Origin of the sequence: Exiguobacterium sp. Leaf187 (assembly GCF_001423925.1) — a bacterium.
Lineage (GTDB): Bacteria > Bacillota > Bacilli > Exiguobacteriales > Exiguobacteriaceae > Exiguobacterium_A > Exiguobacterium_A indicum.
In genome coordinates this window covers 106,627-126,093 of the sequence record NZ_LMPR01000009.1, presented here as the reverse complement: position 1 = coordinate 126,093, position 19,467 = coordinate 106,627, and the positions used below count along the sequence as shown (strand labels likewise).

The 19,467-nt window shown below is 46.6% G+C and carries 25 protein-coding genes; 10 read left to right on the top strand and 15 right to left on the bottom strand.

Annotated features, from left to right (window positions below; translation table 11 throughout):
- Positions 1 to 5: 5 nt before the first annotated feature.
- The gene (locus ASF99_RS04560) at positions 6 to 485 is read right to left on the bottom strand and encodes a CcdC family protein (RefSeq protein ID WP_035398107.1); all 480 of its coding nucleotides are present in this window, start codon (positions 483 to 485) and stop codon (positions 6 to 8) included.
- A 16-nt stretch (positions 486 to 501) separates the two neighbouring features.
- Complete coding sequence (locus ASF99_RS04555; RefSeq protein ID WP_023467780.1) at positions 502 to 1,200, bottom strand: cytochrome c biogenesis CcdA family protein; 699 nt, start codon at positions 1,198 to 1,200, stop codon at positions 502 to 504.
- A gap of 220 nt (positions 1,201 to 1,420) precedes the next feature.
- Between ASF99_RS04555 and ASF99_RS04550 the strand changes: the two genes are divergently transcribed.
- The 3 genes from ASF99_RS04550 to ASF99_RS04540 all read left to right on the top strand — a co-directional run bounded on the left by ASF99_RS04550 (position 1,421) and on the right by ASF99_RS04540 (position 3,297).
- Complete coding sequence (locus ASF99_RS04550) at positions 1,421 to 1,615, top strand: aspartyl-phosphate phosphatase Spo0E family protein (protein WP_023467779.1); 195 nt, start codon at positions 1,421 to 1,423, stop codon at positions 1,613 to 1,615.
- A gap of 160 nt (positions 1,616 to 1,775) precedes the next feature.
- On the top strand, positions 1,776 to 2,108 hold the full coding sequence (locus ASF99_RS04545; protein ID WP_023467778.1) for a hypothetical protein: 333 nt from the start codon (positions 1,776 to 1,778) through the stop codon (positions 2,106 to 2,108).
- A 304-nt stretch (positions 2,109 to 2,412) separates the two neighbouring features.
- Positions 2,413 to 3,297 (top strand): SH3 domain-containing protein, encoded by an 885-nt coding sequence (locus ASF99_RS04540; RefSeq protein WP_055967180.1) that lies wholly within the window; start codon positions 2,413 to 2,415, stop codon positions 3,295 to 3,297.
- Between the two features lie 57 nt (positions 3,298 to 3,354).
- On the opposite strand, the gene ASF99_RS04535 is transcribed toward ASF99_RS04540, so the two are convergent.
- The 7 genes from ASF99_RS04535 to yneA form a co-directional block, all read right to left on the bottom strand.
- Positions 3,355 to 5,118, bottom strand: a complete 1,764-nt coding sequence (locus ASF99_RS04535) for an ABC transporter ATP-binding protein (protein ID WP_035398112.1) — start codon at positions 5,116 to 5,118, stop codon at positions 3,355 to 3,357.
- Positions 5,108 to 6,865, bottom strand: coding sequence for an ABC transporter transmembrane domain-containing protein (locus ASF99_RS04530; RefSeq protein WP_023467775.1), 1,758 nt, complete (start codon positions 6,863 to 6,865; stop codon positions 5,108 to 5,110). Before ASF99_RS04530 ends, ASF99_RS04535 begins: the two co-directional genes overlap by 11 nt.
- A 120-nt stretch (positions 6,866 to 6,985) precedes the next feature.
- A complete protein-coding gene (locus ASF99_RS04525; RefSeq protein WP_012370001.1) occupies positions 6,986 to 7,216 on the bottom strand; it encodes a YneF family protein in 231 nt (76 codons plus the stop codon).
- Between the two features lie 123 nt (positions 7,217 to 7,339).
- Positions 7,340 to 9,328 (bottom strand): transketolase, encoded by a 1,989-nt coding sequence (tkt, locus tag ASF99_RS04520; RefSeq protein ID WP_023467774.1) that lies wholly within the window; start codon positions 9,326 to 9,328, stop codon positions 7,340 to 7,342.
- Positions 9,329 to 9,583: 255 nt separating this feature from the next.
- Complete coding sequence (locus ASF99_RS04515; protein WP_023467773.1) at positions 9,584 to 9,820, bottom strand: DUF896 domain-containing protein; 237 nt, start codon at positions 9,818 to 9,820, stop codon at positions 9,584 to 9,586.
- Positions 9,821 to 9,933: 113 nt separating this feature from the next.
- Positions 9,934 to 10,587, bottom strand: a complete 654-nt coding sequence (locus tag ASF99_RS04510) for a YneB family resolvase-like protein (protein WP_029341251.1) — start codon at positions 10,585 to 10,587, stop codon at positions 9,934 to 9,936.
- Between the two features lie 45 nt (positions 10,588 to 10,632).
- Positions 10,633 to 10,920, bottom strand: coding sequence for a cell division suppressor protein YneA (gene yneA, locus ASF99_RS04505; RefSeq protein ID WP_023467771.1), 288 nt, complete (start codon positions 10,918 to 10,920; stop codon positions 10,633 to 10,635).
- Positions 10,921 to 11,131: 211 nt separating this feature from the next.
- On the opposite strand from yneA, the gene lexA reads away from it, so the two are divergent.
- The 4 genes from lexA (at position 11,132) to glpK (ending at position 14,682) form a co-directional block, all read left to right on the top strand.
- A complete protein-coding gene (lexA, locus tag ASF99_RS04500; protein WP_023467770.1) occupies positions 11,132 to 11,746 on the top strand; it encodes a transcriptional repressor LexA in 615 nt (204 codons plus the stop codon).
- Positions 11,747 to 11,777: 31 nt separating this feature from the next.
- Positions 11,778 to 12,248 (top strand): metal-binding protein, encoded by a 471-nt coding sequence (locus ASF99_RS04495; RefSeq protein WP_055967175.1) that lies wholly within the window; start codon positions 11,778 to 11,780, stop codon positions 12,246 to 12,248.
- Positions 12,249 to 12,434: 186 nt separating this feature from the next.
- Positions 12,435 to 13,136, top strand: coding sequence for an MIP/aquaporin family protein (locus ASF99_RS04490; protein ID WP_023467768.1), 702 nt, complete (start codon positions 12,435 to 12,437; stop codon positions 13,134 to 13,136).
- Between the two features lie 43 nt (positions 13,137 to 13,179).
- On the top strand, positions 13,180 to 14,682 hold the full coding sequence (glpK, locus tag ASF99_RS04485) for a glycerol kinase GlpK (protein WP_035398125.1): 1,503 nt from the start codon (positions 13,180 to 13,182) through the stop codon (positions 14,680 to 14,682).
- A gap of 188 nt (positions 14,683 to 14,870) precedes the next feature.
- Here the strand turns inward: glpK and ASF99_RS04480 are convergent, their stop codons facing one another.
- From ASF99_RS04480 to dhaK, 4 genes are all read right to left on the bottom strand, one after another.
- Positions 14,871 to 15,335, bottom strand: coding sequence for a GNAT family N-acetyltransferase (locus ASF99_RS04480; RefSeq protein ID WP_052017176.1), 465 nt, complete (start codon positions 15,333 to 15,335; stop codon positions 14,871 to 14,873).
- Between the two features lie 132 nt (positions 15,336 to 15,467).
- Positions 15,468 to 15,836 carry a dihydroxyacetone kinase phosphoryl donor subunit DhaM gene (gene dhaM / locus ASF99_RS04475; RefSeq protein ID WP_050678341.1) on the bottom strand — a complete coding sequence of 123 codons (369 nt, stop codon included), beginning with the start codon at positions 15,834 to 15,836 and terminating at the stop codon, positions 15,468 to 15,470.
- Positions 15,829 to 16,431, bottom strand: a complete 603-nt coding sequence (dhaL, locus tag ASF99_RS04470; RefSeq protein ID WP_035398129.1) for a dihydroxyacetone kinase subunit DhaL — start codon at positions 16,429 to 16,431, stop codon at positions 15,829 to 15,831. The genes dhaM and dhaL overlap by 8 nt, the downstream gene beginning before the upstream one ends.
- Positions 16,432 to 16,455: 24 nt before the next feature.
- A complete protein-coding gene (gene dhaK / locus ASF99_RS04465; protein ID WP_023467763.1) occupies positions 16,456 to 17,424 on the bottom strand; it encodes a dihydroxyacetone kinase subunit DhaK in 969 nt (322 codons plus the stop codon).
- A 154-nt stretch (positions 17,425 to 17,578) separates the two neighbouring features.
- On the opposite strand from dhaK, the gene ASF99_RS04460 reads away from it, so the two are divergent.
- The 3 genes from ASF99_RS04460 (at position 17,579) to ASF99_RS17205 (ending at position 18,848) form a co-directional block, all read left to right on the top strand.
- Positions 17,579 to 18,280, top strand: coding sequence for an AzlC family ABC transporter permease (locus ASF99_RS04460; RefSeq protein WP_023467762.1), 702 nt, complete (start codon positions 17,579 to 17,581; stop codon positions 18,278 to 18,280).
- Positions 18,259 to 18,585 carry an AzlD domain-containing protein gene (locus tag ASF99_RS04455; protein ID WP_055967173.1) on the top strand — a complete coding sequence of 109 codons (327 nt, stop codon included), beginning with the start codon at positions 18,259 to 18,261 and terminating at the stop codon, positions 18,583 to 18,585. Before ASF99_RS04460 ends, ASF99_RS04455 begins: the two co-directional genes overlap by 22 nt.
- A gap of 86 nt (positions 18,586 to 18,671) precedes the next feature.
- Entirely contained in the window at positions 18,672 to 18,848 is a 177-nt protein-coding gene (locus ASF99_RS17205; protein ID WP_156357180.1) for a hypothetical protein, read from the top strand.
- Between the two features lie 49 nt (positions 18,849 to 18,897).
- On the opposite strand, the gene ASF99_RS04450 is transcribed toward ASF99_RS17205, so the two are convergent.
- Positions 18,898 to 19,173, bottom strand: a complete 276-nt coding sequence (locus ASF99_RS04450) for a GNAT family N-acetyltransferase (protein WP_035398130.1) — start codon at positions 19,171 to 19,173, stop codon at positions 18,898 to 18,900.
- Positions 19,148 to 19,384 (bottom strand): (4Fe-4S)-binding protein, encoded by a 237-nt coding sequence (locus ASF99_RS04445; RefSeq protein ID WP_035398132.1) that lies wholly within the window; start codon positions 19,382 to 19,384, stop codon positions 19,148 to 19,150. The genes ASF99_RS04450 and ASF99_RS04445 overlap by 26 nt, the downstream gene beginning before the upstream one ends.
- Positions 19,385 to 19,467 lie beyond the last annotated feature (83 nt).

The following is a 19,467-nucleotide window of genomic DNA, read 5'->3' as shown; positions in this document are numbered from 1 at the left end:
TTTTTTTAGTGAGGTAAGTGCGCAACCGGCACGGTGCCCGACTTGACTCGTTTGTATTTCATATACATCGCGAAGCGCCACGGCGCAATCATTCCGAAGGCAACGAGATAAAAAATCCCACCCGTTTCGAAGATATCGATCTGTCCGCCGATGAAAAATTTCGCAACCGTCCGAACGAGTAAGATGCCGAATAAGACGATGAAAAATGCTTTCGAACGTTGCAAATAAATTTGCCCTTCCGCTTCATAAAAATTGGATGTCTTGATCAAAAAGATACTGAAGATGGCTCCAACGAGCAATGCTTCTGCTACCTCCGTCCATGTCAGACGGGATGCTGGGTATAAAAACTGTAGCATACCCGTCGACATCGCAAAGGGCGGGATCAAGATTTTTTTAGCATTCGTCGGTTTTGCTGATGCCTTCACACGAATGAAGCTGATCAGCAATCCCATGACGAGCGCTACCCCAGTTGATATCCAAATCATCCGATCACTTCCTTGATTAAAATCCAGTGAATCCGACGATGTCACTCATCCATGCTGCGAATTTACTCAAGCCATCAAAATACAGCATGACTCCGAACACCATCATCAAGGCTCCCCCGAATTTCGTTAATTTCAGACTATACTGCACGAACAAACGCGAACGACCGACGAAGAACGCCATCAATAAGAACGGAATCGAGAAGCCAAGGACATACGCGAGCATGTAGAACATGCCTTGACTCGGATTGGTCGCAGCTAATCCGATGACTCCTGCGAGAATCGGACCTGTACACGGTGTCCAACCGGCTGCAAAACCGATTCCGACGAGTACCGTCCCGACGTATCCTCCTTTTCGTTCCCCGAGATTCAGTTTCTTTTCACGCATCAAGAATGTTGGTTGCCATAATCCGACGAGAACAATCCCAAATACGAAGATGACGAGTGCCCCAACCATCCGTAACGTATCTCGATATGTGATAAAGACATCTGCGAACAACGATGTCGATAAACCGAGTACAACGAATACCATCGCAAAACCAACGAGGAACGCTAACGTATGAAACAAGGATCGCTTTTCTCGTACGCCCCGTTCTTTTAAATCCGTTACCGACACGCCTGTGATGTATGAGAGAAACACAGGATACAGTGGTAGCGTACATGGAGAGACGAAAGATAATAATCCTGCTCCAAACGCTAACCATAATGAGAGCTCCATATGAGCATCCCCTTTCTTTACTACTATAGAAGAAGTTCCTCCTCTATTTTGCCAAACTCCTCTGCATTTAGCACCTATTATCTCACAGAAAGTTGCAAAAGATTCGTGTCCGCCAAAATTACAAAAAAATTACATTTCATCGATTTTACTGAAATCTCATTGCACCTCGTAAATGGACTTGCTAGAATATGGATACGACACCAATGTAAGGGAGACTGCTATGACGACACAACAACTATTGACGTTAGCCATCGAAGCCAAACGTAGCGAACTATATCATCAAGCTGACCAGTCCAGCTTCACCTCCCCGCGTGTTCTACAACTTAGCCATGAACTTGATGTCCTGCTTTTAGAATATTCACGGACAGTCCAAAACTACACCATTCACGGTTCGAACGAACCGCTCTTATCTTAATGCGCGATTTGGTCAGCATTCGAGTGCGAATGCTGACTTTTTTATGGCTTCTTATTTCTGATGGGGTGCTTGACGTCCGCTCTTACATTCATTTCTAGCTCTCGTCCCCTTTATATACCTGACGATCTCCCTCAATTATACGTACATGAAGTCGAAGCGGTTGAAATACGTCTCATTGAAGCGAGGACAATTCACGATACCTTACTTGTCTACGATCGATGGTGCCGATCAGTGGGAGTTCATAATTTATCTACAGCGTTATATGGAAGAAGGAGATGTCCTCGAGCTGCTCTATATCGAAAATCAAAATGACAGCATGCATGACCATCTACCGTCCACTCCGCTACTAGAGCCAATCGAAATCAATATTCGCCAGCGAACGTACCAAACGATTCACGGCACGTTTCAACTTTCCGCTAACGATTGGATGCAGGAATTGTATCATCGTTCTTACCTGACAGCGTTCGGCGTGACGACGATCGTCAAGTATTGATCTACGTATCATCCGTTTCACTTTTTCATCATCAGACGATAGAAGGATTCAACACTTTCTATCTTTAAGGCTTTTTTCTGTTGAATTGTGCGAATTTTTTATATTCAGTAAGCCAAAATACCTATAAACGTCCGTTTTTCATAATCAGTATGTCCTATCGATGACAAAAACCGTCCTTTTGCAATCTTGTTGTCACAAAAGCTCGGTTTGTAACTCGAATGACATTGACCTGTAAACGCACAGGTCAGATTTGCCGTGTAAAGTAGGAACAGTAAACACAGCATATGTCAGGAGGACATCAATAATGAAAAAAGCAGTTTTCGCTGCCGGTCTTGCAGCAACAGCTCTATCAGTAGGATTTGCCCAAGAGACAGAGGCTGCCTCAGAAACGGTAACAGTAAATACACCAGTACTCAACGTACGCACAGCACCTACAACTGCATCAGCAGACGTAGGCAATGTATATAAAGGTCAAACATTAAATGTCGAAGGACGTTCTGGCGCATGGATCAAAACAACAGTTAACGGTCAAAAACGTTATGTCCATGGTGCGTATACGTCTGCAGCAGGCTCATTCGACTTTAAAAAAGCGACAGTTACTACGGCAGTACTAAACGTCCGCACACAACCAACGACAAGCTCGAAAGATGTCGGTAACCTCTACAAAGGCGAAAAAGTCAACGTAGAAGGTAAAGTTGGTGCATGGATCAAAACAACAATCGATGGTAAAACGCGCTACGCACACAGCGACTATACTTCACTCGCTGGCGTATCGAAAGCACCAGCAGCAAAAGCACAACCTGCTGCGAAGCCAGCACCAAAAGCAGCAGCTAAACCAGCTACTGCAACAAAACAATCAACACCTGCAAAATCAGGTACGAAAGTGACGATGAACGTCAGTGCTTACACGAACGACCCATCTAACAACGGTAGCCAACTCTACAACGGTCGTGCGTTGACAGCAAGCGGTTATGACGTTACAAATACGATCACGTACAATGGTATGCGTATCGTAGCAGCTTCTTCACAATACCCAATCGGTACACGTATGCACATCGAAGGCATTGGTGAAGCAATCGTACTCGACCGTGGTGGCGCAATCCAAGGTAACAAACTTGACCTTCTCGTTGGTTCACAACAAGAAGCACTCAACTGGGGACGCCAAAACGTTACAGTTACAGTCTACTAATCAAAACAAACAACCTGCCGGGCGAGATCGCCTGGCAGGCTTTTTTTGTCTATTTTTTTAAGAAACCGTGACATGACCGGATTGCAACTGATACATCTTCTTATACAGACCATCTTGTGCGATCAATTCTTGGTGATTTCCTTGCTCGATCACTTCCCCTTGATGCAATACAAGAATCAAATCTGCATCTTGAATTGTCGATAGACGGTGGGCAATAGCAATCGTCGTCCGCCCTTGACGCATCCGTTCAAGTGCGACTTGCACTTTCTCCTCTGTCTCCGTATCGATCGAACTCGTCGCTTCATCAAGGATCAGGATTTTCGGATCCCGCGCCATCGTGCGTGCGAAGGAGATTAACTGACGTTCCCCAGCTGAGAACGTCGCCCCCCGTTCCGCAACGGGACTGTCATATTGCTGATCCAGTTGATTGATGAATCCGTCCGCTTGTACGAATTTAGCAGCTGCTTCGACACGATCAAAGGAAATCGAACTATCGAATAATCGAATGTTGTCCGCGACCGTTCCCGTGAACAAGAATGAATCCTGCAACACGAGTCCGACATGCTGTCGTAGTTCTTCTTCTGATAACTGCTCAAGCGGTTGACCATCGATCAAAATCCGACCCGATTGGTATGCGTAAAAGCGCATCAAGATATTGATGATTGAACTTTTTCCACTTCCCGTATGACCAACGAGGGCAATCGTCTGTCCTTTTTTCGCCTCGAACGAAATTCCTTTCAAGACATCTTTCTCTCCGTCATAACTAAAGCGCACGTCTTCAAAGACGATATGTCCTTCCGATACTCGTGCATCTCCTTCGAGTTGTTTCGTTGGTTCCGGCTCATCCGTATCGAGGACCTTGAACACACGGTCTGCTGAGACGACAGCTTGTTGGAACTCGGACAACCGTTGCATGATTTGCTGAACCGGTTGGAAAATCCGCTCCATGTAGCTGATGAAGGCATAGACGACACCGACTTGGACCGTTTGCGAGAACGATAGGACACCGAAATATGTTACGAGTGTTGCGATCGAAACCGCCAGTAACAATTCAATGATTGGTCGCAGTAACCAACTATCGAGCTTCAAGTTCTTATAACGTCCATTTTGGTGGGCGACGTTCGTCTCCTCGAACTCTGCCATTAAGCGTTTTTCTTGGCGGAATTGTTGGATGATTGCCATCCCGTTGATCGATTCGTTCAGTTGGGCATTGATTTTCGATAGTAAATCGCGGACTTCCGCGTAATACTTCGTCGAATACTTCCGGTAAATCCAAATGATGAAATAAAACAGCGGTAACAATAGTAACGCAATCGTCGCGAGTCGCGGCTCTAGCAGATAGAGGAAGATATATGTTCCAATCAACTGAACGCCGCTTTGCACGAATGTCGACAGGACACCGATGTAGAGCTCCTTGATCGCTTCCGTATCGTTCGTGATCCGGGACACGAGCACTCCAGCAGGCGTCCGGTCAAAATAGGCAAGCCGTAAGTGCATGACGTGCCGGAACACATCAATCCGTAAGCGTTGAATGACTTGCAAGGCAATCTTTTGGAATTCGAACGCCTGTAAGTAATCGACGATGATCCCTGTCGTATGCAGTAACAAGTACGCTGTAAACAAAAGTGCGACTTCCTGTACGGGATATGTACCCGGTGCGACGTATTCATCAATGAAAATCTTGACGAGATACGGTCCCCCGAGTTTTGCCGCTGTCGTAATGAACAGCAGGATGAAGGCGATACTGACCTGTTTTTTGAACGGTTTGACGAAATCAAGTAATCGTTTCAGGACGGCTTTTTCATTGATATCATGATTCATTAGAACGCCCTCCTTGTTCGACGAGTGATTCTAGTTGCTGACGATCGTACGTCTCTTTATACCAACCGTCATGAGCGAGTAACTGCTCATGTGTGCCTCGCTCGATGATCCGACCGTCTTCAAGGACGATGATCTCATCGGTATGTGACACAGCCGACAGGCGATGAGCAACGATGATTTGTGCCTGATCGTGATCCGCCGTGCGGAAGTGGTGGATGATCGCTTCCTCAGTTTTGGCATCAACCGCAGATAAGGCATCATCGAGCACTAAAATCGGACAGTCTGCTAGTAATGCCCGGGCAATCGAGATCCGTTGTTTTTGACCGCCGGATAACGTCACCCCACGCTCCCCGACCATCGTCGCATACCCTTCCTTAAATCCAAGAATATCATCATGAACCGCTGCGATCCGAGCTGCTTCCATGATGTCTTCCATTGATGCATCCGGTTTTGCAAAGGCAATATTATCAGCAATCGACGCGGAGAATAAGAAATGATCCTGTGGAACGATCGCCACTTGACGACGGACGGTGTCACGCGTCAATTGTTTGATGTCTCGTCCACCAATCGTGATGGCGCCTTGTTTGACGTCGTATTCGCGAGACAATAAGCGAACGAACGTCGATTTCCCAGCACCTGTCTTCCCGACGATTCCGAGCGATTTACCGGGCTTCAACGTCACATCGATGTCTTGTAAGACCGGTTGCGTATCATAGATGAAACGCTCAATCCCAACGTGGAGTTCAGGTGAGGAAACACTTGTTGCTGCTTCTTTCGCATCTTTAATTTCCGGTTCGATCGCAAGCATTCGCTCGATCCGATCGTAGGAAGCACGACCACGTTCGACAATGTTGAACAACCAACCGAAGGCAAGCATTGGCCATGTCAATAAACCAAGATATGTAGTGAATGAGACGATGTCACCAATTCGGATTTCACCTTGTTGTAACAGATATGCACCATATCCGACAGCGATGATGTACGATAGACCGACTAATCCAAAAATCGTCGGATCAAATAATGCATCGATTTTTGCGACACGACGGTTCTTTTGGACGACGTCATCCGATAGATCCGTAAACGTCTGCACGTCAGATTCCACTTCCCCTGTTGCTTTTAAGACGCGGACACCACTAATACTTTCCGCGACCTTGTCATTCAAATCGGAGAATGCTTCCTGCGCGTCGTGAAAACGCGAATGTAACATTTTCCCGTAGCGTGACGTCAAGTAGACCATCAGCGGCATCGGTAGAAGTGATACGAGCGTCAATTTCCAACTGATCGTCGTGACCATCGTGATGATGACAAAGCTCCCCATCGTCACCGAGTCGACGAGCGTGAGAATACCGGCACCTGCTGTCATCGATACCGCCTGTACGTCGTTCGTCGCATGCGCCATCAAGTCCCCGCTCCGATATTTCTTATAGAACGATTGATCCAAATCTGAAAAATGTCCATACAGTTGGCTGCGCAATAATCGACCGAGACGAATCGATGCTCCAAAGATATAAAAGCGCCAAAAATAACGAATGATATATGTCGCGACCCCGATGAGCAACAACGTACCTGCGAGACGAATCAAATCATCTTTCGTCAAGCTTCCCTCACTCAGACCGTTGACCGTCGTCCCGATGATTTTTGGCGGAATCAACTCTAACGCCGCTACAAAAATCAAACTGACGACCCCAAGACTATACGCTTTCCATTCTCGCCGGAAAAACCAACCGAGTTTCCTGAAGACTCCCATTCAAGTCTCCCCCCTTTTTTAAATCCTATGATTATTTGAAATAGTCTCACATTTTAGATTAGTTCTCTTTCTAAAAAATAGCAAATAAAAAGGAGACCATTTAGTCCCCTTTCGTACAGCTTATTTTTTAGGTGATTTCATTGAACCACTCATTGAACGCATCACTTGGTTGACTTTCTTTTGTGATGGCTTTTGACCCATTTGCATCATCAATGTCTTAATCATATCTTCGTTGATTGGTGGGTTTTGCTCCAAGTAGTTCATCATGTATCGACGAGCGATATAGAAACCAAGGGCGACACCTGCTACCAAGCAAAGAAGGGCAATTAAAATCCAAATCCATGTAGCCAAGTTGCTTCCTCCTCTAACTTAAAACGTCGCTTTTTACTATACTATAATTCCAATTGTTTGCATAGATGATAATAGATGAAAAACGAGCCCGACGTAAGATCGGACCCGTTTTTCCGGAAAAGATTATCCGAGTTGTTTGACTGTCGCTAAAACGTTCTCAACAGACATGCCGTATTCTTTCAAGAGGAAGTCTCCAGGCGCAGATGCGCCGAAACGATCGATTCCGATGACTTGTCCTTCTGTTCCTACATATTTGTACCAACCGAGCGAAGCGCCTGCTTCGATCGCAACACGTTTCGTGATGTGTTTTGGAAGAACTGATTCTTTATACTCTGCTGACTGCGCTTCAAATACTTCCCATGATGGAAGCGAAACGACAGCTGCTGATTCACCAAGTTCTTTTTGTGCTTCGACAAGAAGGTGAACTTCTGAACCCGTACCGAGCAAGAGCGTGTCGGCTTTCGTGACGTCACCAGCGATGACATAACCGCCTTTTTCTGCGCCTTCCGTCGTTGTGCCTTCAAGTTCAGGAAGACCTTGACGTGTTAAGACAAGAAGTGTCGGTTTGTCTTTCGCTTGAACTGCTGTTTTCCATGCTGCGATCGTCTCTTTTCCGTCTGCTGGGCGGTAGATCGTGACGTTCGGCATTGCACGGAAGCTCATCAAGTGCTCGACTGGCTCGTGTGTTGGACCATCTTCCCCGACAGCGATCGAGTCGTGCGTCAAGACGAAAATTGATGGAAGTCCCATTAATGCTGCTAAACGAACTGCTGGACGGAGATAATCCGAGAAGACGAAGAATGTCGCGCCGTAAGGAATGACGCCGCCGTGAAGTGCCATACCGTTGACAGCCGCAGCCATTGCGAATTCACGTACACCGAACCAGATGTTACGACCACTTGGGTCGATATCGAAGTCTGCTTCGCCTTTGAGCATCGTGTTGTTCGATCCTGCAAGGTCAGCTGAACCACCGAACAATGTCGGAACGTTCTTCGCAAGACCGTTCAAGACTTCACCACTCGTTTGACGTGTCGCTTTTTTCGATGACAAGTCGTACGTTGGAAGATCTGCTTCCCAGTTGCTTGGCAATTCGTTTGCGATCGCGCGAACGAGTTCCGCATGCAATTCCGGGTGAGCTGCTTCGTATTGTTTCATCGTTTCGTTCCATGCGTCTTCCGCAGAAGCACCACGTTGGACGATCCGCTCGTCGAACAATGATTTGACTTCTTCAGGGACGTAGAACTCTTCGTGATCCCATACATAGCTAGCTTTCGTCAATTTGATTTCCGCTTCACCGAGTGGTGCACCGTGAGAAGCCGATTTCCCTGATTTGTTCGGTGAACCGAAGCCGATGACTGTCTTGACTTCGATCAATGTTGGTTTTGTCGTCTCTGCTTGCGCCGCCGCGATTGCTTTCGAAATCGAATCGATATCCGTTCCGTCTTCTACGCGAATGACTTGCCAGTTGTACGCTTCGAAGCGCTTCTGGACGTTTTCAGAGAATGATTTATCGAGATCGCCATCAAGTGAGATATCGTTTGAATCATACAATACGACCAATTTACCAAGACCAAGGTGACCTGCGAGTGAAGCCGCTTCAGCTGAGACACCTTCCATTAAGTCTCCATCTCCACAAATTCCGTATGTGAAGTGATCGACGACGTTGAGATCGTCACGGTTGTATTTTGCTTCAAGATGACGTTCTGCCATCGCCATACCAACTGCCATTGCAATCCCTTGACCAAGTGGACCTGTCGTCGCATCTACACCAGCCGTGTGACGGTATTCCGGGTGACCTGGTGTTTTTGATCCCCATTGACGGAATGATTTAAGATCATCCATTGATAGATCATATCCCGATAGGTGGAGGAGTGAGTAGAGAAGCATCGAACCGTGTCCGGCTGAAAGTACAAAACGGTCGCGGTTGAACCATTCTGGATTTTTAGGGTTGTGGTTCATATGATCCGCCCAAAGCGAGAATGCCATCGGCGCTGCTCCCATTGGCATACCTGGGTGACCCGAGTTCGCCTTTTGTACGGCATCAATCGATAAGGTACGAATCGTATTAATTGCTAATTGTTCTACTGTCGTCATGTTCGTCAAAACAATCATCCTCTCTCTTTTTCACAAATTCCTACTCATTTTAGCACACTCTTAAATGTGATACAACTTTTCTAAATAGTATGTCACATTAAAATGAATGCGCTATCTATAGCCGTTCTATCGACTCATACAGGATGCATGAATTGATGAAAGATCGTTATTAAGATGTATTGCTATCGTGCAATGTTTCCTCATCTAACAGCGCTAAACAAAAAAGAGGTCCGCTTAACGCGAACCTCTTTCTTCTATAGAAGAAACAAACGATTATTGTTTATTCCGTTCTTCTTCTTGTGCTTGTTTTAATTTCTCTGGTGTTACGTCCGTACCTTCTTCATCAACAATCTTCATGCCCATGAGTTGGTTTTTGAACGATCCACGGAATGCTGCGAGATACGCTGCACGTAACTCTTTTTGCTCTGCCGCTTCTGCTTCTGATAACGGCTCGACTTTTGATTTATTCGCTAATGCGTTGATTCGATCTAATTGTTCTTGTGATAACATGGAATCCCTCTTTCTGTACGACTCAAACTTGAGTAGTTCAATTGTATTCTTACTGTAAAAGAGCTTACTAAAAAAAGCAAGTTAACCGCGTCAGTCGACGGGTTACTTGCTTCTCATTCCGGGCTAGGCGTCAATTCGCGGTATTCAAGGTATCGACGATTGACCGTTGCCTTTGAAATATCATGTCCCATCCCGCGAAGCGTAATGGCGATATCTGAAAACGTCAGTCCGAGTTCACGGAGACGTACGATTTCTTCGATCGGTACGTCCTTTCGGCTACGCCCGGCGTTCTCTCCTTGGCGATTCAGATTTCGTTCCGGGCGAAAGCCTTGTTCGACCGCTCGCCGCATGCCGCGCGCGATTTTTGCATTATGCAGTTTACGTTGATATTCTTCCACGAGTGAGACGATCTCAAGGACCATCGCTTCTGCATCAGCAAGTTGGTATTCTCCATCGGAATCAAGTGTCATCAACCGAACACCGTGCTTCTTAAACGTGTGCAAAATAGCGATTTTCGCATTCCCTCGACCAATCCGTGTGTCATCCGTTACGAGGACCGCATCTACCGCATCACGTGTCACATGATCAAGAACCGTCAGCATCCCTTCCCGATCGACGTCATATCCACTCTCTTTTTCAGAGACGACATCCACGACATCAAAACCCTTTTGAGACGCGACCTTCGAAAGTTCCATCCGTTGGCGTTCAATCGAACTATCTTGTGCTTCTTTTTCGGTCGACACCCGACAATAAATCACGACCTTCATCGTACCTCACATCCCTGTTCGTTCTTTCACAACTTTTCCATTTTGTCATTGTTGTGCGATTGGTACAACGATTTTGCTTTTTGAGATGACGTGTTTTGTCTCGACATCATTATTTTTAATCAACCAGTTGACGTATTCTTCATCTGACATCGAACCGTCATTGTAGACTTCAGCGATTTGTTCAACTGTAGCGTTCTCATCGACCGTAACGGAAGCAGTCATTAGTTGCGCCACTTTTTCATCCGGGCGCGGTGTGAGTAAAAAGATCACGAAGGCAATACTTAATGCATAGAAGAGAATTGAAAAAGCATGAGTACGAATCGTATGAATCATCATGAATCCCTCCAAATATGAAATGAATGAGTTAGAATAAACGTTCGCGGAACAATTGTTCGCATAACTCATAATAAACACAGAACCCGTGTTCGGTCAACACAAAATGTCGAACAATTGTTTGTACGCTCATTTGTTCTATGTTATAGTGAATCTAGAAACATATATTCTTACATTTCAAACTTCAATCCAGAAAGAGGTGGCAATTCGTATGCGGAAAATGTCTAAGCGCCAACAAGAGATTCTCGACTACATCGTCTCTGAAGTGAAACTGAAGGGGTATCCACCATCAGTTCGTGAAATCGGAGAAGCAGTCGGACTCGCGTCTAGCTCGACGGTACACGGTCATTTGGATCGACTCGAGAAACGGGGAATGATTCGCCGTGACCCGACGAAACCACGTGCGATTGAGATATTGCTTGATAAGCCTGAAGAAATCACGGAAGCCATCGTCCATGTTCCCGTCATCGGGAAAGTCACAGCAGGTCTTCCGATTACAGCGATTGAAAACATCGAAGAACAGTTCCCACTCCCTGCACATTATGTAGGGAACGAGACGGTCTTCATGTTGACGATCGATGGTGAATCGATGATTAACGCAGGTATTCTTGACGGCGATCGTGTCATCGTGCGCCAACAAAACACAGCAGAAAACGGAGAAATCGTCGTAGCTATGACCGAAGATAGCGAAGCGACGGTGAAACGGTTCTTCTTAGAAGATCAACAGGTACGTCTACAACCAGAAAATGACTCGATGGATCCGATGTATTTCGATAATGTCTCCATTCTTGGTAAGGTAATCGGCGTGTATCGGACGATTCATTGACGGAGGGACCAGTTACGACTGGTCTTTTTTCATGCCATCAGGAAATGTACATGATACCGTCAATACCGTCGCACTGACGGGTTACGTTGCGTATTCGGTCGCAACGCAACAAACCGATTGGTTACCGACTGCCATCGGTATCGCTGTCGGTACCCTTTGGTTGTCACCCGACCTCGATTTAAAGTCAGAACCGTATTATCGCTTTGGACCATTTCGAGTTCTTTGGATGCCGTATGTCAAGATCATGCCTCACCGATCGATCTGGTCGCATGGACTGATCATCGGAGACATCATTCGGCTTCTTTATAGTGCTGCGATTCTGATTCCGCTACTATTTATAAGTCTATATTTTCAGGTTCTTGATTCTGCTACGATTGATTCGTGGTTCGCTTCCTTGCCTGCATTCGTCGTCGGTATCATGGTGGCAAGTACGATTCATATCCTACTAGATTATTCCAGCAGTTGGTTTCGACCTAAAAAAAGAAAAAAACGTCGTCGGTAACACCTCTTTTGCTTGCTTGCAAGCAGAATGAGGTGTTTTCTTATCCACTTTTTCGTATCTTTAAACATCAAAATAAAAAATTTCCATTCCTATATTTCAATTATATGTATTGAAAACGTTCTCAATTCGGAGTAATTTAAAGTAGAAAGGCCATTATCTGCTTTAATCCAAAGGGAGGGTTTTTGCATGAATAACTTTGTATTGGAAATGATCGGTACGATGATCCTCATCCTGCTCGGGGATGGAGTCGTCGCCGGTGTCGTCTTGAAAAAGACGAAATCGGAAAACAGCGGATGGATCGTCATCACGTTCGCTTGGGGTCTTGCCGTCATGACAGCAGCATTCGTCGCTGCTGAAAGTGGAGCACACTTGAACCCCGCATTGACGATCGCACTTGCTTTGAACTCTGACCTACCGTGGGCAGACGTTCCGATCTACATTGCCGGACAACTTGTCGGAGCTTTCATCGGCGCCATTCTCGTTTGGCTTCATTACATGAAACATTTTGAAGCGACTGATGATCAAGCTGCAAAACTCGGTGTGTTCGCAACAGGTCCAGCGATTCGTCATACGCCGTCGAACTTGATTTCTGAGATCATCGGGACATTTGTTCTCGTCTTCGGTATCTTGGCACTTGGTTTAACAACGTTCGGAGATGGCTTAAAACCACTCATCGTCGGTTTACTCGTCGTCGTCATCGGTCTCTCGCTCGGTGGTACAACAGGGTATGCCATCAACCCGGCTCGTGACCTTGGACCGCGTATCGCGCACGCTATCCTACCGATTCCGAATAAAGGTTCATCTGACTGGGGCTATTCATGGATTCCTGTCGTCGGTCCGATCATCGGTGGAGCGATTGCCGTGTTCATCTATCAATTGATCTACTAAGATCACATCTCACTAACACATACCGCTCAAGGGGGATTTCGAAATGGAAAACAAGTATATCCTAGCACTCGACCAAGGTACGACAAGCTCACGTGCGATCATCTTCGATCACGATGGGAAAATCGTCAACTCGGCACAACGGGAATTCAAACAGTACTTCCCACAACCAGGCTGGGTCGAGCATGATGCAAACGAAATCTGGGGTTCGATTCTTGCCGTCATGGCCGAAGCACTCGGGACAGCAGATATCAAACCTGAGCAAATCGCTGGAATCGGCATCACGAACCAACGTGAAACGACGGTCGTCTGGAACAAAGAAACAGGTAAACCGGTCTATCACGCACTCGTTTGGCAATCGCGTCAAACGTCTGGTATTTGTGACGACTTAAAAGAACAAGGTTTGAACCAGAAGTTCCGCGATAAAACAGGACTTCTGATTGATGCCTACTTCTCTGGAACGAAAGTCAAATGGATCCTCGATAATGTCGAAGGTGCGCGTGAGCAAGCAGAGAACGGTGAATTGCTCTTCGGTACGATCGATACGTGGCTCGTTTGGAAACTGTCTGGTGGAAAAACGCACATCACGGACTACACGAACGCTTCACGAACATTGATGTATAACATCTACGAACAAAAATGGGATGAAGAGTTACTCGATATCCTAGGTGTTCCTGCTTCGATGTTGCCAGAAGTTCGTCAGTCGAGTGAAGTCTACGACAAAACGGTACCGTATCACTTCTTCGGTTACGAAGTGCCAATCGCTGGTATTGCGGGTGACCAACAAGCAGCACTCTTCGGTCAAACGTGCTTCGAAGCGGGTGAAGGGAAAAACACATACGGAACAGGGTGTTTCATGCTCATGAACACAGGTGAGAAAGCCGTTTCTTCTGATCATGGACTCTTGACGACGATCGCTTGGGGCGTCGATGGAAAAGTGGAATATGCGCTGGAAGGTTCTATCTTCGTCGCTGGTTCTGCGATCCAGTGGCTCCGTGATGGACTTCGGATGCTGAAAAATGCGAAAGATTCAGAAGGTTACGCAACGAAAGTCGACTCAACAGACGGTGTTTATGTCGTTCCTGCCTTCGTTGGTCTTGGTGCGCCATACTGGGATTCAGATGTACGCGGGGCAATCTTCGGATTAACACGCGGAACAGATAAGGAACACTTCGTTCGTGCAACGCTTGAATCACTCGCTTATCAAACACGTGATGTGTTGACAGCGATGGAACAAGATTCTGGTATCGAACTGAAGACACTTCGTGTCGACGGTGGTGCAGTAGCGAACAACTTCTTGATGCAGTTCCAATCGGACATCCTCGGCGTTCCTGTCGATCGTCCAGAAATCAACGAAACGACAGCACTTGGTGCAGCCTACCTTGCTGGATTAGCTGTTGGTTACTGGAAAGATAAAGCGGAGATCAAAAAACAATGGAAGCTGGATCACCAGTTCAAACCAGAGATGAAAGAAGACGATCGTGAACAACGCTATGCCGGATGGCAAAAAGCAGTGGAAGCGACAATGGTCTTCAAACCATCAAAATAAAACAATTGACCCGGTCCCTTTTGCAGAGGGACCGGGTTTTCACTGTCTTATAGAAACTACAATATAATCATTCTTCTAACACCAGACTCAGACTAGAATGTACCACCGCAGCACATACATCATAATTCTTTGTGCTACTCATTCGCATAGAAGAGGTCCCACGTATTCCCCTCAACATATAATGTGGATCACTCATTTTTCTCTAGCATGATCATGTCGATTGCCTGTATTCCGTTCTCCCAGATTTCCTCTGGATACGACCGAAAAAAATCTTTTTTTATGTCGTATAGCCGGAAACCAAGCTTTTGGTAGAAAGCTAAATTATCAATACTCGAATTAGCCGTTCCTACGATGAAATGATGATACTCTTGTTCCTTATATTGTTCGAGCGTTAATGAGATGATCCTCTTTCCTAACCCTTGACCCTGGTGTTCTTTTTTGATGGCAACGTTTTTTATCTCCATTGTATCTTGATTAATTTTGGTCATAACAATAACACCTACTACATGCCCAGATGAATCTTCGAGATAATACAGGTCACCGTTAGGTAAGTATTCATAAATCTTATCGATAGATTCATCAGCCAGTAATAATAAGTGGATGAATGTCTGCTTTTTGATTTCAGTGTCTGCTTTCCTTAACGTATAACTCAAGAACTCACCTCATGGTTTACATTCTTTTACTGTCCTATTTATGTACATGCATTATGATTACAATTTTCATACCACCATTTCATTCAGATATGAAAGAATCCCCATTGCATTGAAGCAAGGGGGATTTGATTCTTATTTGCTAAACTCTTTTTTCAATCCGTCTTCAATCTCATCAACGGATTTCGACTGTCCGCTTAAGACTGCCGCTAAAAACGCGCCTTCGACGAGTGGTGCGTCGATAAACCGAACCGTCCGTTCGCCACTGTATAGTTCAAGGGCCAATTCTGTGTTCATCGTCGCAGAGCCGATATCCGTTAAGACGACTCCATCGTCGTCTAGTGTATTCAGTGTTTCTTCGATTCGCGTCGCGTCCGTTCCGATGCTACCGTCCTCAAGACCTGCCGCTACTAAGACTGGTGTATCCGGCGCCATCTCTGCCAGCAGTTCCTTTAGTCCAGCTGCAAGTTTTTCACTATGGGAAACGAGTACAAGATTAACCATGAAGCACCTCCGCGATTTCGCCGAGTAACAAAGCACTCGATAGACTACCTGGGTCCTGGACGCCTTCCGTCGCTTCACCGAAGTAAGACGCACGACCTTTCGTTGCGATGCGCGCTTTCGTATCAGCAAGCGCTTGATCGATTGCCGCTTTCAAATCCCCTTCTTGCGAGAGCGCCTCTTGGAACGGTGTCCAGATATCGACCATTGTCTTTTGACCGAATTCCGATTTCCCACGCGATTTGATGCCTTCCGTCGCTTCATGGAAAGCATCCGCGAGTTCTGCACCTTCCACTTCTGTTTTCCCTTTGAACGCACCAGCGAACTTAACGAATGCTGTGCCGTACAAAGGACCGGATGCTCCACCGACCGTCTTGATCAGCGTCATCCCGACCTCTTTCGATAAAGCTCCTAAGTCCTCATACTCGCCGTGTTCTTCTAACGTCTTTTGGACTGCTTGGAAGCCACGTGACATATTGATCCCGTGGTCCCCGTCACCGATTTCCCGGTCAAGGTCCGTCAATTCATCCTTGTGCTGGTCAATCTGTTCCGCTGCTTTGATGAGCGCGCTTCGTAACTGTTCCGTCGTCAACTTCATCTTTGTACACCCCGTTTATCTAAATTAGAATCCAATCGCTTTCGTTTCTGCATCGAGATACCCAAGCAGTTCATCATCCACTGGTAAGAGCGTGATTGAGAATCCGTGCATCTCGAGCGACGTCATATAGTTTCCAACGAACGAACGGGCAATCTCGTAACCGTGTGCCTGAAGTTCTTCCGCGACGTATTTATACGTGATATACAGTTCGGATTCTGGCGTTCCACCCATCCCATTCACCATGACGGCGACTTTTTTGTCTGGTACCTCTTTTGTCAGACGATCGAGCAACTCTTTGACGATCGCATCAACGGAAGCGACTGCTTTTCGTTCAAGTCCTTTTTCACCATGGATCCCGATTCCAATTTCCATCTCGTCATCATGCAACTCAAAGCCTGGTTTGCCACTCTCTGGCATGTAACATGGTGAGAGTGCCATTCCGATCGAACGAACGCCCTGGATGACTTTTTCCGCGACTGCTTTGACTTCACTCAGTGATTTCCCTTCTGCAGCCGCAGCTCCGGCAATCTTATGGACGAAGACCGTTCCCGCAACCCCACGACGATCCTCTTCCTTTTTGATCGCGATGTCATCATTGACGACGACCGTGTCGACTTCGATGTCCTCGAGTTCAGCGAGTTCCTTCGCCATATCGAAGTTCATGACATCACCCGAGTAGTTCTTGACGACGAGTAAGACACCTTTTCCACCATGGGCTGCCTTGATGCCTTCGAGCACCATATCCGGTGTCGGTGACGTGAAGACTTCCCCACAAACAGCCGCAGCAAGCATACCGTCCCCAACGAATCCAGCATGTGCGGGTTCATGCCCACTTCCCCCACCAGAAACGAGTCCGACTTTTCCATCAAGCGGCACTTTCCGTGCGACGACATTAACACCTTCGACCTTTTTATACAAATCAGGGTGAGCTAATACGAGTCCGTCGACCATGTCTGAAACGAACCGGTTTGAATCTTTCATTAATTTGTGCATGAAAAACGCTCCTTTACCTAACTGATTTTGCCGTACCACTTAGTCTTTACCACCAAATCAAGTCGAATATGTCGAAAAAAATGATGAAAATATTGACCAGTTGGTGACGATATTCCGCATGAGTGCTATGCTCTTAAAAAAGAGGAGGAATCGAATGTCATCAGCCTTTCAAGCAGGCGTCCGTGCCTGTCTACCCACTGTCCTCGGATATATCGGCATCGGTTTTTCAGCTGGGATCGTCGGTCGTGCCTCCGGCTTATCCCCTCTTGAAGTCGGATTCATGTCCGTCTTCATCTATGCCGGCGCCGCTCAGTTCATCATTACGAGTCTCTTACTATTAAATGGTCCTGCTTCTGCCATCATTCTGACGACGTTCATCGTCAATCTCAGGCACTTGTTAATGAGTCTGACGCTTGCGCCACATGTTGAGACACGTCATCTCCGCGACCGCCTCGGTACCGGAACGCTACTGACGGATGAGTCGTTCGCTGTCGCGATGAACACTGCGCAAAAAGGGAAGCTCTCCCCGTCCTTCATGCATGGCTTGAATCTGACTGCTTACTTCAGCTGGATCGTCGCAACCGTTCTCGGCGCCCTTGTCGGCAGCTGGTTCCCTGATCCCGAGCGCTTCGGTCTCGATTTTGCCCTGACAGCGATGTTCATCGGCTTATTGTACTTACAGTTTGAAGGGGAACGTTCCCGTATTGCCGTGAATAGTTGCCTTTTACTGATTGTCTTACTATTGCTTTACATAACCATGCGCTACTTTTCTCCAGAAGTCGCCGTTCTTTGCGCGACGCTCGGTGGTGCAAGTATAGGAGTCGTGATCACACGATGGAAATCCGCCCGGAATTAATTGCTCTTTTTTTAGCTTGTGGACTCGTCACATGGATTCCACGCGTCTTACCGTTTCTCGTCCTTCATGGACTGACGTTACCGCGCCTCGTAACAGAATGGCTCTCGTTCATTCCGGTCTGCCTGCTCGGTGCCCTTTTCTTTCAAAATCTTCTCATCGCTCAAGATGAGGCGTTTCCGACGGTTTCGACGCTTCATGTCTTCGCCGCCCTCCCGACCATGGCGGTCGCGATTTTCAGTAAAAGTTTATCCTGGACGGTCGCGACTGGTGTTGTCACGATGGCGTTTCTACGATTGTATCTATAAGCAAGTCATTCATCTTTAGCCTATTTCGATGTACTCTTGTGTTATCCTTATAATAGAAATAAATGGATAGTGAAGGGGGTCCTGATATGCCAAATAAGCAGTTCATACCCTATTTGATATTGCTGTGCGTCATTTTTATAATCGCGAGTCAAATGGATCTGCCTTATCTGCTAAAACAAGGATTGATTGTGTTGTACGTCATCGCCTATTTCGGCACGCTGATGGTTTCTCGCAAAATGAAAGTTAGGGATCATAAACAATGACTCGAAAAAATCTCCTCTGGTCTTGAGAGACTAGAGGAGATTTTTGTGTTCACGTATTTGCTTGTACGTCCTGATAATCGGATTGATGTTCAAACTCTTTTTTCGCAAACGGACATAACGGTAACAGCTTGACATTTGCTTCTCGTGCCCAGTTGACGATCTCGGCAACGAGTTGTTCCCCGATCTGTTGATTGCGGTGCGCGGGATCGACGTATGTGTGATCAATGATCCACATGCCGTTGTTCGTATCGCTGTAAGTGATTTCCCCAATCACTTCCCCTTCCTGATGGGCTTCGATTTTACGTTCCGCTCGTTTCAGCTCCATTTGCTTCCCTCCGTTCGTAAGATAAGGCGCCGCTCGGACAACCGTCGACGACCCGCATGACATCGTCCACTGGTGCCCCGTCCGCTTCAATCCACGGACGCCGCTTGACATCAAAGACAGTTGGTAGACTTTGTACACAATGACCAGAGTGAATGCAGACTTCCGAATCAAAATAGACCGTGATCTCTTTGCCTTCATATCCTTTTTTCATGATGTATCGTCTCCCTTTCTTTGTACTCTTGTATCTTTCCACATCCTTGACTCAATCCCTGTCTGCGCTATGAAAAAAGCACT

Excerpts from the sequence above, each read along its gene's own strand:
- ASF99_RS04560 (WP_035398107.1), bottom strand. The coding sequence starts at position 485 with ATGATTTGGATATCAACTGGGGTAGCGCTCGTCATGGGATTGCTGATC.
- ASF99_RS04555 (WP_023467780.1), bottom strand. The coding sequence starts at position 1,200 with ATGGAGCTCTCATTATGGTTAGCGTTTGGAGCAGGATTATTATCTTTC.
- ASF99_RS04550 (WP_023467779.1), top strand. The coding sequence starts at position 1,421 with ATGACGACACAACAACTATTGACGTTAGCCATCGAAGCCAAACGTAGC.
- ASF99_RS04540 (WP_055967180.1), top strand. The coding sequence starts at position 2,413 with ATGAAAAAAGCAGTTTTCGCTGCCGGTCTTGCAGCAACAGCTCTATCA.
- ASF99_RS04535 (WP_035398112.1), bottom strand. The coding sequence starts at position 5,118 with ATGAATCATGATATCAATGAAAAAGCCGTCCTGAAACGATTACTTGAT.
- ASF99_RS04530 (WP_023467775.1), bottom strand. The coding sequence starts at position 6,865 with ATGGGAGTCTTCAGGAAACTCGGTTGGTTTTTCCGGCGAGAATGGAAA.
- tkt (WP_023467774.1), bottom strand. The coding sequence starts at position 9,328 with ATGATTGTTTTGACGAACATGACGACAGTAGAACAATTAGCAATTAAT.
- ASF99_RS04515 (WP_023467773.1), bottom strand. The coding sequence starts at position 9,820 with ATGTTATCACAAGAACAATTAGATCGAATCAACGCATTAGCGAATAAA.
- ASF99_RS04510 (WP_029341251.1), bottom strand. The coding sequence starts at position 10,587 with ATGAAGGTCGTGATTTATTGTCGGGTGTCGACCGAAAAAGAAGCACAA.
- yneA (WP_023467771.1), bottom strand. The coding sequence starts at position 10,920 with ATGATTCATACGATTCGTACTCATGCTTTTTCAATTCTCTTCTATGCA.
- lexA (WP_023467770.1), top strand. The coding sequence starts at position 11,132 with ATGCGGAAAATGTCTAAGCGCCAACAAGAGATTCTCGACTACATCGTC.
- ASF99_RS04495 (WP_055967175.1), top strand. The coding sequence starts at position 11,778 with ATGCCATCAGGAAATGTACATGATACCGTCAATACCGTCGCACTGACG.
- ASF99_RS04490 (WP_023467768.1), top strand. The coding sequence starts at position 12,435 with ATGAATAACTTTGTATTGGAAATGATCGGTACGATGATCCTCATCCTG.
- glpK (WP_035398125.1), top strand. The coding sequence starts at position 13,180 with ATGGAAAACAAGTATATCCTAGCACTCGACCAAGGTACGACAAGCTCA.
- dhaM (WP_050678341.1), bottom strand. The coding sequence starts at position 15,836 with ATGGTTAATCTTGTACTCGTTTCCCATAGTGAAAAACTTGCAGCTGGA.
- dhaL (WP_035398129.1), bottom strand. The coding sequence starts at position 16,431 with ATGAAGTTGACGACGGAACAGTTACGAAGCGCGCTCATCAAAGCAGCG.
- dhaK (WP_023467763.1), bottom strand. The coding sequence starts at position 17,424 with ATGCACAAATTAATGAAAGATTCAAACCGGTTCGTTTCAGACATGGTC.
- ASF99_RS04460 (WP_023467762.1), top strand. The coding sequence starts at position 17,579 with ATGTCATCAGCCTTTCAAGCAGGCGTCCGTGCCTGTCTACCCACTGTC.
- ASF99_RS04455 (WP_055967173.1), top strand. The coding sequence starts at position 18,259 with ATGGAAATCCGCCCGGAATTAATTGCTCTTTTTTTAGCTTGTGGACTC.
- ASF99_RS17205 (WP_156357180.1), top strand. The coding sequence starts at position 18,672 with ATGCCAAATAAGCAGTTCATACCCTATTTGATATTGCTGTGCGTCATT.
- ASF99_RS04450 (WP_035398130.1), bottom strand. The coding sequence starts at position 19,173 with ATGGAGCTGAAACGAGCGGAACGTAAAATCGAAGCCCATCAGGAAGGG.
- ASF99_RS04445 (WP_035398132.1), bottom strand. The coding sequence starts at position 19,384 with ATGAAAAAAGGATATGAAGGCAAAGAGATCACGGTCTATTTTGATTCG.